12 protein-coding genes and 1 tRNA gene are annotated in these 12,624 nt (G+C 61.6%); 3 read left to right on the top strand and 10 right to left on the bottom strand.

Annotated features, from left to right (window positions below; genetic code table 11):
* The gene (locus tag RCO38_RS18770; protein WP_308329953.1) at positions 1–303 is read left to right on the top strand and encodes a hypothetical protein; all 303 of its coding nucleotides are present in this window, start codon (positions 1–3) and stop codon (positions 301–303) included.
* A gap of 19 nt (positions 304–322) precedes the next feature.
* Here the strand turns inward: RCO38_RS18770 and RCO38_RS18765 are convergent, their stop codons facing one another.
* From RCO38_RS18765 to RCO38_RS18730, 8 genes are all read right to left on the bottom strand, one after another.
* Positions 323–1,870, bottom strand: a complete 1,548-nt coding sequence (locus RCO38_RS18765; RefSeq protein WP_308329952.1) for an O-antigen ligase family protein — start codon at positions 1,868–1,870, stop codon at positions 323–325.
* A gap of 129 nt (positions 1,871–1,999) precedes the next feature.
* Positions 2,000–2,851 (bottom strand): CpsD/CapB family tyrosine-protein kinase, encoded by an 852-nt coding sequence (locus tag RCO38_RS18760; protein WP_308329951.1) that lies wholly within the window; start codon positions 2,849–2,851, stop codon positions 2,000–2,002.
* A 13-nt stretch (positions 2,852–2,864) separates the two neighbouring features.
* A complete protein-coding gene (locus RCO38_RS18755; RefSeq protein WP_308329950.1) occupies positions 2,865–4,466 on the bottom strand; it encodes a GumC family protein in 1,602 nt (533 codons plus the stop codon).
* Between the two features lie 14 nt (positions 4,467–4,480).
* The gene (locus tag RCO38_RS18750; protein WP_308329949.1) at positions 4,481–5,578 is read right to left on the bottom strand and encodes a hypothetical protein; all 1,098 of its coding nucleotides are present in this window, start codon (positions 5,576–5,578) and stop codon (positions 4,481–4,483) included.
* A gap of 2 nt (positions 5,579–5,580) precedes the next feature.
* A complete protein-coding gene (locus RCO38_RS18745; protein WP_308329948.1) occupies positions 5,581–6,141 on the bottom strand; it encodes a polysaccharide biosynthesis/export family protein in 561 nt (186 codons plus the stop codon).
* A gap of 504 nt (positions 6,142–6,645) precedes the next feature.
* Positions 6,646–6,735 (bottom strand) — tRNA-Ser (locus RCO38_RS18740).
* 38 nt (positions 6,736–6,773) lie between these two features.
* The gene (locus RCO38_RS18735; RefSeq protein ID WP_308329947.1) at positions 6,774–7,691 is read right to left on the bottom strand and encodes an SPFH domain-containing protein; all 918 of its coding nucleotides are present in this window, start codon (positions 7,689–7,691) and stop codon (positions 6,774–6,776) included.
* A gap of 51 nt (positions 7,692–7,742) precedes the next feature.
* The gene (locus tag RCO38_RS18730) at positions 7,743–8,168 is read right to left on the bottom strand and encodes an NfeD family protein (protein ID WP_308329946.1); all 426 of its coding nucleotides are present in this window, start codon (positions 8,166–8,168) and stop codon (positions 7,743–7,745) included.
* Positions 8,169–8,326: 158 nt separating this feature from the next.
* Here RCO38_RS18730 and RCO38_RS18725 point away from each other — a divergent pair, with 158 nt between their 5' ends.
* Complete coding sequence (locus RCO38_RS18725) at positions 8,327–10,609, top strand: arginine/lysine/ornithine decarboxylase (RefSeq protein ID WP_308329945.1); 2,283 nt, start codon at positions 8,327–8,329, stop codon at positions 10,607–10,609.
* Positions 10,610–10,639: 30 nt separating this feature from the next.
* Entirely contained in the window at positions 10,640–10,855 is a 216-nt protein-coding gene (locus RCO38_RS18720; RefSeq protein ID WP_308329944.1) for a YdcH family protein, read from the top strand.
* Positions 10,856–10,868: 13 nt separating this feature from the next.
* Here RCO38_RS18720 and RCO38_RS18715 read toward each other — a convergent pair whose 3' ends face one another.
* Positions 10,869–11,750 (bottom strand): DNA ligase, encoded by an 882-nt coding sequence (locus RCO38_RS18715; protein WP_308329943.1) that lies wholly within the window; start codon positions 11,748–11,750, stop codon positions 10,869–10,871.
* A gap of 28 nt (positions 11,751–11,778) precedes the next feature.
* The gene (gene fabI / locus RCO38_RS18710) at positions 11,779–12,576 is read right to left on the bottom strand and encodes an enoyl-ACP reductase FabI (protein ID WP_308329942.1); all 798 of its coding nucleotides are present in this window, start codon (positions 12,574–12,576) and stop codon (positions 11,779–11,781) included.
* Positions 12,577–12,624: the final 48 nt, after the last annotated feature.

The following is a 12,624-nucleotide window of genomic DNA, read 5'->3' as shown; positions in this document are numbered from 1 at the left end:
ATGACGGTCTCGCACCTGGCGCAGCTTCGCCAACTGCAGGACGAGAACGCCAAGCTCAAGCGCATGTGCACCGACCCGGCACCGACGCACCACGCGCTCAAGGACGTCGAGGCCAGCACCATTACCCGCTCCACGCTGCGTCACCGACCCCTTGCGCATGACGACTCCGTAGTCACCATCTTCATCCAGACGCATGGCGCTCACCCCGCGCAGAAGGCCTATGCCGAACGATTCAACAAGACCTACCGCACCGAGGTGCTGGACTGCTGCGTCTTCGTGTCACTGCAGGAAGACGTGACATGACGGCCGACGGGCTTCACCGCTACAACCAAGAATTCGAGGGGGCTTCAATTGCACCATTTCGTCGAACTGGTTCATGAAACCGTCGTGCTTGATCTCTGATCATCCCGCTGAAAGCCACGCACATGCCAACAAGCGGCCAGTAAACAACAGGGATTGCAATGATGCTGCTTACCGTGTAGATGATGAACATTGTTGCCAAAACCGTGGAAAACAGCGCGCGCCCCATTATTTCGGCCTTAGGGCTTGCCCGATTGGAGTCTCTTGAATGCTTGCGAAGCTGATGAAGTGCGCTTATGAAGATGCCCGCAAATAGAGTCAGGCCAATTATTCCGGAGTAGAGGGCGGCGCCGACGTAAGAATTGACGACGTCAATAATTTTCTCACCTTGCATCATCACTTGCAGTTCTGGGGCGCTCAGGAAGTCAAACGAGCCAAGCAGAAGATGTCGTTCAATCACAGGCAATGCTGAAGCAATAAGATTTGCGCGGTATTCGACGTTGCCTTGGTCGGAGGTTCCGATGATTGGCAGCATGTCAATCAGTCTCTGGCCGCTTGGAATCAGACTCATAACGGAGAAGGCGATGAGCGCGCTCAGCATCAAGATGCTCAGGCGTTTGAGCGCCTTCGGCCCAATGGAGATGTGAGTTGCCACAAGCAACAGGCAGCCGATCCAAGGCCCTCTGGATAAGGATGCCACGATGCCTCCCGTTAGCAAGGCTAGGCCGAGAAATCTGGACAGAGATGTGGACAGGAACTCTTTCAGATAGAGGAAAAATCCAAGTGCAACGACCAAAACATACCCAAGAACGATCGAGTTTCCAACTGTTGCATTGGGGCGCAAGAAGCCTGAGCGCATGAGATATCCGCCAAACATCCACTCGTTCACTCCAAGGGCACCGAGAACTGCAGAATAGAGCTTCCAGTTGCGAAGCATTTCAAAGATCGCAACAAGTGAAAGAATCATCGAAGCAATGACAAAGCCAGTCATTGCCTGCCTGAACCCTTCCTCGTTGCGAATGCTCCGGCTAGCCACGTAGTAGGGAAGGAATATGTCCACCCAAAGCGTAAGCACGGTGCGAAGCCCGCTGGTAATGTTCCCGGGGCGAAATGCAAGCATCGACATGAGCGAGAGATAGCCCAGCACCCACCAATCAACGGGTGAGCTGCCGATGCGCGAGGTACTGGATCGCTGGAGTAGCACCAATGCGACCGGGAGCAACAAGGTCACGCCGAGCAGCCGGTAATGGTCCAGCACCCATAGATGGTCGATGATGCCCAGTCCGGGGATCTCTGCCGGCACGGGAGGAGAGACGAACAGCAGGACGAAATAGAGTCCCATCACGTGCTCCTCGCGCCGCCGATAGACAAGTAGGAGAGCACCCGTCACGAGAATGCAGACCCACACGCTGTTGGACAAGAACAGCACCAGCGTGGCCGCTACCCAGAGATTGCGCCAGCGCTTGTAGGTGGCCTCTGGGATCAGCTGGGTCATCGCGCCACGGGCGACCTGGAAGAACACCAGGCTGAGGGCCAACAACACGATGAGAGCGCGCACATGTTCAGCCATAGCAGTGAATTCGTGGGCTCAAGTCAGGGGGGCGAACTTCACCACAGCAGCAGCCGTGGCCGAAGGTCCTTGGATGAAGATGCGTGCCGGCTGCATGCTGCCAAAGCGCTGGCACTGTCGGGAAAACAGTCAGTAGTAGGCGTTCTGGGGGGGCGATTCGTCCTTGTTGAGGACGACACCCAGCAGATTGGCCTTCGAAAGCCGGGTCATGGCCTCCTCGACTTCCGTTTGGGTCGACACGCCACTCCCGACAACCATCAGAACACAGTCGACCCGTGGAAGCACGCTCATGACGTCGTCGGCGGCCAGAACCGGTGGCAGGTCGAAGATCACGATGCGATCACTGTAGCGCTCTCGCAGATCCTTGATCAGCTTGCCTACTTTCGTAGACGAAAGCAGCTCCGATGCGCCATTGACCGCCCGATTGGTCGGCAACACGACAAACCGCTCGATCCCGGGGTTGACCAGGGTGTCTGCCAGGCTGGCATGCCCTTCCAGGAATTCGTTGAGAGACTTAGGGCGGCTCAAGCCCAGAGACCGCGCCACGCTGGGACGGCGCAAGTCGAAGTCCACCAGCAGCGCCGTACGGTTGGTCTGCTGGGCAATGCTGATGGCCAGATTGATGGAGACCACCGTTTTGCCGGACTCTACGCTCGGGGAGGTGATGGCGAGCGTTCGCCAGCCAGCCTCGTCCATCTTCTGCAGCACTTGCGTTCGCAAGACATCAAACGCCCAGCTTGCCGGATGGGTTTTCTGATGCGCCACCACGCGGTGACGTTCCAGGTGTTCAGGGTCCAGAGACACGACAGCGGTCTGTGCGTACTGCACGGCTCCCAAGTCATCGGGCGTGTCTTCCTCCCCAACATCCTGCTCACCGGACATCCCTGAATCACGATGGTGTGGGTGAGGTTGGGCGCCCGGAGAAATCAGATCGGCTCTGGAAGCCTTTGCCTTCTCGATTGCAAGCTTGATGCGTTCCATGTGACGGCTTCCTTCAACCCAGATGGGAGAACAAGGAGATCAAAAGGGTCTGAAGGGGGATGAACACGAAATGGATCACTGCAATTCCAGCCAGCACAAAGGCGGCTGCGAGCTTCAGAAGCCGCTTTCGCAGGACTTGGGTGGACTGTGCCTCGTCGGCGGTTGTGATGTACGGGACCACCACCAAGGGGCGCTGACCCGTCAGGGCCGTGAGCGAGTTGATCCCCCGTACGCGGGCAAAGATCATTTCAAGCACGACAACGATCGCCGCGGCCGCCGCAAGCGCCACGAAAAAACCAAGGGCGACGAGCTTTCGGCGGTCCGGTTTGATCGGGTATTCGGGCAGCAGTGGCGGCTCCAGCAAGGTGAAGCGCTCTCCTTGTCGTCCCCCTTCAAGATTCTGAACGATCTGCGCAGAGAGTTGCTTGGACCGCAGGTCTTCGTACTTCGTGCGAGTGGCATCGTAGTCACGCTGAAGCGCAGTGAGGTCGCGCTCTACCTGAGGAGCACGGGCCACCTGAGAGCGTTGCTGGGCGATGGCGTTGCGGAGGCTCCTTTGCTGGTCTGCAAGCAAATCTGCCCGTGCTCGCGCAGTTCGACTTTGCGCCTCGAGCCGTGACACGGCGAGTCTGGCCTGCGCAGCCATGGCGTCGCGTGTCGGGCTGCTGACGGTGGCCTCCGTGCGCACGGTACGCTCCAGCAGGTCGATTTTCTGCCTCTGAGCCCGGACGTCCGGGTGGTCGTCGGTGTAGGTACCTCGCAGGCGGGCCAACTCCGAGCGGGCACGCTCCAGATCCTGCTCTGCGGCCGATGGGCCGGACGGCGTGACCGTCCCGGGAGCCAGGACGCCTGAGCGGGCCCCGGCCAACTCCACTTCCAGTGTCTGCAACTCATCGAGCGCCATGCGATGCTCGCGTTCTGCGGCTCTGAGATCGCTTTCCAGCGCCTGGATGTTCGTCAAGGCAACCACCTGGCCGTCCTCCGAAGCGCCACCTTGCGAGCGCTTGTAGGCGGCGATGCGTTGCTCCAGGTTTTCAAGTTGCGCCTTGACCCGGTCGGCCTCCTGGCTCAGAAACTCGTTGGCTCTGGAGGCTTGCTCGACCCGCTCCCTCACACTGCTCTCAAGAAACAGCTGGATCAGTGCATTGGTGACTTCCAGGGCTTTTTCCGGTTCGCTGTGTTGAAACGAAATGGTGAACGCGAGGTTGTTGGACGGCCGCTCCCAGGCTGGCATGTTGCCTGTCTGCACATTCACACCGATGCTGGCCCGCATCGCGGTGGCAATGTCGGTGTCCTTCAGCACCACCCCCGGTGGGGGGTCAAAAACACGATGCTCGGCTGCGATGCGCAACAGGCTCTCGCGGGTCATGATTTGTTGGCGCAGCGCCTGAATTCGCTGTTCCGCATTGCCGCCCGAAGAAGGCTGCACCGCCTCTCCGGCAATCGGTGGCCCCTCGACCAGCAATGTGCCGCTGGCCTGGTAGGCGCGCGGAAGCATCAGTGCCACGACCACCGAAGCCCCCAGCACGGCACCAAAGGTCAGGACGATCACCCATGCCCGGCGTCGGATGATGGACAGGTAGTCATTGAAACTCAGTTGGTAGTCGGCCGGCATGTGGGGTCGTCAGTTTAGAAATCGGGGTGCGAATACACCAGTCCAACAGCCACAGAGTGGCCTTTGGCTGTGGGGCCGCCGGCAGGTTTCGCCCGCCGCTGTTCCAGGCCCAGTGACAGGCTCCAGAACCTCGTGAGTTCGGTCTGGATGCGCGCATACGCCACAGAACCGGCGTCGCGCTCTCCGTCCAGGGACTGGGCGTGGCTGACCCCCAAAGACAAGGAGGTATCGATGGTGAGCGGGTAGCTGGCAGAGACATCGAACACCTGCGAGCGGGTGTACCCGGCCACCGAACCGTCTGCACTGACGTCGCGGGACCACTCCACGGAGTAGCCGACGCGTTCTCCCGTGTAGGTCAGACGCAAGGCCCCGACGGGCGCGGTCTTGCCTCTCACGGTGTTGGTGCGCACGGCGCCGGCTGTCGCATTCAGCACGAGGCCTTCACTGATGTCCCGTTCATACCCGGCACTGAGTTCGCTCCGCGATTGCCGTTCACGCCCTCCATCGGGCGTCAGGCGCGACGCTCCGGCCGTGAGCCTGTAACGCGAGTTGGCGCTTGCAGAGATGCGATAGGCAATCGACCCGCTGGTTTCCCTGTGGTTCACCAGCAGAGGCGTGTCGTAGGTGACGCGGTCATGAGAAAAGTCCAGTTCGAGTGCTGTCCCGGCGGTCAGGTTGTAGGTCCAGGTACCGCCCACCGCGCCGGTGCGCTCCTTGCTGTCCAACGTCACCCGGCCAAATTCGGCGAACTCTGTTTCCCGGGTGGAGGCTTCCTCCCACGAGGCACGCAGTCCGAGAACGGCGACAGGACTCGAGTTTTCCCACAGCACACGGACGCTGGGCAGAGTCCGGTTGGCACTCAGGGCGGTATTGCTCGATTTTTCAATCAGTGCACCCAGCGCGAGCTCGGTGCGCGAAGCGCCTTGGGTGGTCTGCAGCGTGTATTGAGGGTGCAGACGGTACAGCGTGACACTGCCGCGGCTTTCAGGCGAGAGGTCGGGGTTGCTGATGCGGACGGCCTCCAGGGGGACGGTCAGCGCGTTCTGGGCCAGAACGGGGGACCATACGAGCGCCTGAAGGGCGAGAGCCAGGGGGGTGAGCTGCGCTTTCATGATCAGGGAACCAGAATGGTGTCGCCGGGCATCAGCACCACGTTGGTGTCGAGCTGGTTGCCCTTGACCAAGTCGTCGTAGCGAACCGGCAGCACGCGTTTGCCCTGAGGCGAATTGCGCAAGACCCGGATGGAGTTCCCGTCCGCAAACCGGTCCAGTCCCCCAACCTGACTGAGCATCTGCAGCACGGTGGTCTCCGACGACGTAAGGGTCACGGCGCCGGGTCTGACCACTTTGCCCAGTACAAACACCTGATTGCCGTCGGTGGCCGTAATGGCCACGGTCACGACAGGTTCCGGGATGTACTTTTTGAGCTTCTCGGCCACCCTGGCCTCGACTTCCGGGGTGCTCAGGCCCACCACGGAAACGCGCCCGGCCAACGGGAACGTAATGCTTCCGTCCGGCAGCACACGCACCTCCATCCGCAGCGCCTCGTCTTTCCATACCGACACCATCAAAGCATCGCCGTGCCGCAATTTGTAGGCAGCATCGGATTGAGCCATCAAGGAACCGCTGGCTGCCAACAAGGCTGCAGCCATCACAAACCTGAACAGAGCAGACATGGCAATCTCCAAGAGTCAAAGTCGTTGCAGGGAGCCCGTTGAACAGGCTGGAAGACGAAATTCTCCATGCTTGGACGCAGCCAAGTTTCAAATTTTTACTAACTTTATCTTACGCCAAGTCGGTAAGGGCAAAGCCCGGGCGATCACAGTCCTTCCCCTCTCAAGGAGAAGCCCTGAGCCAGGAAGGACCACTGGCAGAGGTCTCGTCCTTGGTCTGAACGCCGTGACCAGCGGTTCCCGCCGGATGGGGCCATTGTGCGGCGTTTGTCTCGCAACGGGAGGCCGAGTCAGAACGCGTTCTCATGGCAGTGCGGCAAATTTCTCTTTCTGATTACGAAGAGCGGTGTTCGCGATGGCGATGGTCCACGGCTGGCAACGTTCAGGCCTACCCAGGCAAACATGGCGGCCATATCCAATGCGCTGGGGTGCAGCGTTGTCTGGGGGCACCTTTGGGCGGCCCAAAACAAAAAGCCCCAAGTGACTTCAATCACTTGGGGCATATTCTGGCGGAGAGGGCGGGATTCGAACCCGCGGTGGGGATTAGCCCACACACGCTTTCCAGGCGTGCGACTTAAACCGCTCATCCACCTCTCCGCGAAGCCTGCCATTGTAGCAGGCCGCAGAGCGCGTTTTCACTCCTTGGCCTTGGTCGTGCCAATCATCTTCATCGCCGAACCGATCAGGGCCGAGACCTCGCTCATGTTGCCCGGGACGATGAGGGTGGTGGTGGCATCGGCGGCCACCTTGCCGAATGCATCAACGGCGCGTTCGGCCACCTTCAGCTGCACGGCCTGTTCCCCTCCGGGTTGCCGGATGGCGGCAGCGATGCGCTCGATGGCCTGGGCCGTGGCATCCGCCACGGCCGTGATCGCCGCGGCTTCACCCTGGGCCTGGTTGATGGCGGCCTGCTTTTCACCTTCGGAGCGTGCGATAAAGGCCTCACGCTCGCCCGTGGCAATGTTGATCTGCTCCTGGCGGCGGCCCTCGGAGGCGGCAATCAGGGCGCGCTTTTCGCGCTCGGCCGTGATCTGGGCCTGCATGGCGTGCAGGATCTCCTTGGGCGGCGTCAGGTCCTTGATTTCGTAGCGCAGCACCTTGACACCCCAGTTCAGCGCCGCCTCGTCAATGGCCTGCACGACCTGGGCGTTGATGATGTCGCGCTCTTCGAAGGTCTTGTCGAGCTCCAACTTGCCGATCACTGAGCGCAACGAAGTCTGTGCGAGTTGGGTCACGGCGACGATGTAGTTGGACGAGCCGTAGCTGGCACGCATCGGGTCGGTCACTTGGAAGTAGAGGATTCCGTCCACCTGCAGCTGGGTGTTGTCCCGTGTGATGCAGACCTGGCTGGGCACATCCAGCGGAATTTCCTTGAGGCTGTGCTTGTAGGCCACCTTGTCGATGAACGGCACGAGGAAGTTGAGGCCGGGGGCCAGCGAGGCATGGTACTTGCCCAGTCGCTCGACCACCCATGCGTTCTGCTGGGGCACGACCTTGACCGCCCGAATGATGAAGACCGCCGCGATGACGAAGAGAAACAGAGCAATTTCCATGGTGATGTCCCTGTGCTGTTGAAGATTGATGAAAACGCGTTGCGGGGCGGATCACACCCGCTCGACCTTGAGCCGGTTGCCCACGAGTTCCGTGACTCGGTAGTTGCCCGCCTCGGCCACCTGCCCCTGCTCGAGCACGGCGGTCCACTGCGCCCCCCGGTAGCGAACGCTGGCGGTGCCATCGGGCTTCCAGTCGTCCACTCGCAGGGTTTCACCGACGTCCAGGTTCACGCTGCGCAGCGACCGGACCGAGGGATCCCCTTTGTGCTTGCGACGCTGCAGATGACCGATGACCACCGCGGCGGTCCCCACCAGAGCCGCCGCCACCAGCTGGCCTGCGAAAGACACTCCCAGATGAGCGGCGAGGGCGCCGGCGGCCAGACCGACCGCCAGCATGAGCAGGTAGAACGTGCCCGTAAAAAGCTCCAGCGCCACCAGTGCCGCAGCCATCAACCACCACATGGTTGGCTCGTCCATTGAACATCCTCCACGGTATGTGCCACACCCTGTCTGGCAAGCGCCACATTCTGCGTCAAAAGGCCATGGCAAAAGCGCAGCGTCATGTGATTTCCGTACACTTGCGCGCTTTCCTTTTCTTCCCACCCGCCCCGGCTTGAACCGGCTGGAGATCCGCGATGAAATTCCGCTTTCCCATCGTCATCATCGACGAGGACTTCCGTTCCGAGAACACCTCGGGTCTGGGCATCCGAGCCCTCGCCCAGGCCATTGAAAGCGAAGGCTTCGAAGTGGTGGGAGTGACCAGCTACGGCGACCTGTCGCAATTTGCACAACAGCAGTCGCGCGCCAGTGCCTTCATCCTGTCCATCGACGACGAGGAGTTCACGCCGGGGCCGGACCTGGACCCCGCGGTGCTGAATCTGCGCAACTTCATCGAGGAAGTTCGCCGCAAGAACGCCGAGGTGCCGATCTACGTGCACGGTGAGACGAAGACCAGCCGGCACCTGCCCAACGACGTGCTGCGCGAACTCCATGGTTTCATCCACATGTTCGAAGACACGCCGGAGTTTGTGGCGCGCCACATCATCCGGGAGGCCAAGAGTTACCTGGAAGGCATCCAACCGCCATTCTTCAAGGCGCTCCTGGACTACGCCGAGGACGGCTCCTATTCATGGCACTGCCCGGGGCATTCGGGGGGCGTGGCTTTTCTGAAAACGCCCGTTGGCCAGATGTTCCACCAGTTCTTCGGCGAGAACATGCTGCGCGCCGATGTTTGCAACGCCGTGGAGGAACTGGGCCAGCTGCTGGACCACAACGGCGCCATTGGGGCCTCCGAGCGCAATGCGGCACGCATCTTCAATGCCGACCACTGCTTCTTCGTCACCAACGGCACGTCCACCTCGAACAAGATGGTCTGGCACCACACGGTGGCGCCCGGCGATGTGGTGGTGGTGGACCGCAACTGCCACAAGTCCATCCTGCATTCCATCATCATGACCGGGGCGATCCCGGTCTTTCTCAAGCCTACGCGCAACCATTACGGCATCATCGGACCGATCCCACAGAGCGAGTTCGAGATCCAGGCCATCAAAGAGAAGATCCGTGCCAACCCGCTGCTGGCGGGTGTCGACGCAGAGACGGTCAAGCCGCGCATCCTGACCCTCACGCAGTCGACCTACGACGGCGTGCTCTACAACACCGAGACCATCAAGAACCTGCTCGATGGCTATGTCGACAACCTGCACTTCGACGAGGCGTGGTTGCCGCACGCGGCCTTTCACCCGTTCTACGGCACCTACCATGCCATGGGCAAGAAGCGCGCTCGCCCGCAGCAGTCGGTGGTGTACGCCACGCAGTCCATTCACAAGCTGTTGGCGGGCATCAGCCAGGCCAGCCATGTGCTGGTGCAGGACTCGCAGAGCACCAAGCTGGACCGCCACCTCTTCAATGAGGCCTACCTGATGCACACCTCCACGTCGCCGCAGTACAGCATCATCGCCAGCTGCGACGTGGCCGCAGCCATGATGGAGCCGCCCGGCGGTACGGCGCTGGTGGAAGAGAGCATCGCCGAAGCACTCGACTTTCGCCGCGCGATGCGCAAGGTGGAAGCCGAGTTCGGACAAGACGACTGGTGGTTCAAGGTGTGGGGACCGGACGACCTGGTGGAAGAGGGCATCGGTCGCGCCAGCGACTGGGTGCTCAACCGCAAGAAGGACGACAAGGACACCGAGGACGACTGGCACGGCTTTGGCGACATGGCACCGGGCTTCAACATGCTCGACCCGATCAAGGCCACCATCGTCACGCCGGGCCTGAACCTGGACGGGCGCTTCGAGGTCTCCGGCATCCCGGCCTCCATCGTCACCAAGTTCCTGGCCGAGCACGGCGTGGTGGTGGAGAAGACAGGTCTCTATTCGTTCTTCATCATGTTCACCATCGGCATCACCAAAGGCCGCTGGAACACGCTGCTGACCGCGCTGCAACAGTTCAAGGACGACTACGCCAAGAACCAGCCGATGTGGCGCATCATGCCGGAGTTCTGCGCCAAGCAGCCGCGCTACGAGCAAATGGGCTTGCGGGACCTGTGTCAGCACGTGCATACGCTGTATGCCAAGTACGACATCGCGCGTCTGACCACGGACATGTACCTGAGCGACCACACGCCGGCCATGAAGCCCACCGACGCGTTCGCGCACATCGCGCACCGCACCACCGAGCGTGTGGCCATCGACGACCTGGAGGGGCGCATCACCACCAGCCTGGTCACACCCTACCCGCCGGGGATTCCGCTGCTGATTCCGGGTGAGGTGTTCAACCGCAAGATCGTCGACTACCTCAAGTTCAACCGCGAGTTCGCCCGCGAGTGCCCCGGTTTTGAAACGGACATCCATGGTCTGGTGCAGGAGTCCGGACCGGACGGCGTGGTCCGGTACTTTGCGGACTGCGTGAAGGCGGGGTAAGCTGGCACCTCTTCTTCCCGAGGAGTGCCGATGTTTCCTGAGTACCGCGATCTGATCACCCGCCTCAAGGGCACCGACCACCACTTCACGCGTCTGTTCGACAAACACAACGAGCTGGACCAGACGATCAAGAACATGGAAGCCCACATCGAGCCGGGCACCCAGCTCGACATCGAGCGGCTCAAGAAGGAAAAGCTGGCCCTCAAGGACCAGATTTACGCCCACCTGCGCCAGGTCAGCGCCTGAGGCAGCCTAACCGTCAGGGCGGCGTCGGCATTGGCTGCGGCCGAAAGTCGGGACGTTCGCGGAGGAACGCTGCGAAACGGGGCAGGCCGCTGTCGTGCAGCCCATGGTGGCGGTAGGTCACCCAGCTGCCGATGGACGGTGGCCGCTCGCGTTGGGCGTCGGTGAATCCGCTGCCCAGCCGGAAGCGCAGGCCCTCGGGAGTCTCGACCCAGAGCGCGCCCATGCGGCCCGCATGCCGGCCCTTCCCTGGCACGTAGGAGAGCACCTTGGCTTCTGCGTCATCAAAAGGTTTGAGTTTGACCAGGTCGTCACCTCGCACGGCACGGTACAGCGAGTCGCCGCGGTGCAGCATCAGCCCTTCGGCCCCCGCCCGCACGATCGCCTTCAGCCGGCGCTGCAGGCTGGCGTGGTCGGTCACTTTCTCTTGTGGCACCGCGACCACCCACTCGCAACCCAGGCGCTGAAGCAGAGCATGGTAGGCCTGCATGCGTTCGTCGAACACGCCCGGATGAGCGGGCAGATCGAACACCATGAAGCGGATGCGTCGCCACGCCTGGTCGTCCGGTTGTCGCTGTCGCACGGTGCCGCTGGCCTCCTCGAAGTGCCCCCTCCCGGCCCACAGTTCGCCGTCCATGGGCGTGGCGGGCCAACCTTCTATGAACCAGTCCGGCGGTGACAACGGCTCGCCGCCACGCGTCCACAGGCGCTGTCCGTCCCAGTAGCCGCGCACGCCATCGAATTTTTCGCTCACCCAATAGGCCGACAGGTCCAGCCCCGGCCGGTATTTTCCCGCGAGCATGAGCGCGGGAGGTGCCTCGGCCGCGAACGTCGAGACAGGGCACAAAAAAGCACCAGCGAGCGCGGCCAGAAAGCGGCGCCGGCTGGTGCAGTTCATCAGGGAGTTGCGGCAGCGAGGACGGAAATCAGGACACCGAGTCGCTGTCCTTGCTGATGCCCGCGGTCTGGCTGAAGCCGCAGTCCACGTAGGTGATCTCCGAGGTCACGCCCGAAGCGAGGTCCGACAGCAGGAACGCGGCCACGTTGCCGACGTCTTCGATCGTGACGTTGCGGCGCAGCGGGGAGGCCGAGGCCACATAACCCAGCAGCTTGCCGAAGTCCTTGATGCCGCTGGCCGCCAGGGTCTTGATCGGGCCGGCGCTGATGCCGTTGACGCGCATGCCGCGCGGACCCAGTGACTCGGCCAGGTAGCGCACGCTGGCTTCCAGGCTGGCCTTGGCCAGGCCCATGGTGTTGTAGTTCGGGATGGTGCGCAGCGCGCCGAGGTAGCTCAATGTCAGCAGCGCAGCGTTGGTGTTGAGGTAGGGCAGGGCCGCCTTGGCCATCGCCGGGAAGCTGTAGGCGCTGATGTCGTGGGCAATGCGGAAGTTCTCGCGGGTCAGGCCGTCAAGGAAGTCGCCGGCGATTGCCTCGCGCGGAGCAAAACCGATGCTGTGCACGAAGCCGTCGAAGGTCGGCCAGGTCTGCGAAAGGTCGGCAAACAGCTTCTCGATCTGGGCATCGTCACCCACGTCGCAGTCGAAGATCAGGTTCGAGTTGAAATCAGCCGCGAATTCGGTGATGCGGTCTTTGAAACGTTCGCCCACGTAGCTGAAGGCCAGTTCGGCCCCTTGCGCATGACAGGCCTTGGCAATGCCGTAGGCGATGGACCGGTTGGACAGCACGCCCGTGATCAGCAGTTTCTTGCCGGCGAGAAAACCCATTGTTCAGACTCCAGAAAAATTTCCCGCAGAATTGTCGCATGCAAGCCC

The organism is Hydrogenophaga pseudoflava (assembly GCF_031020795.1).
GTDB lineage: Bacteria > Pseudomonadota > Gammaproteobacteria > Burkholderiales > Burkholderiaceae_C > Hydrogenophaga > Hydrogenophaga pseudoflava_A.
The sequence above is the reverse complement of the archived record's forward strand: the minus strand, read 5'-3'. Positions and strand labels throughout refer to the sequence as shown.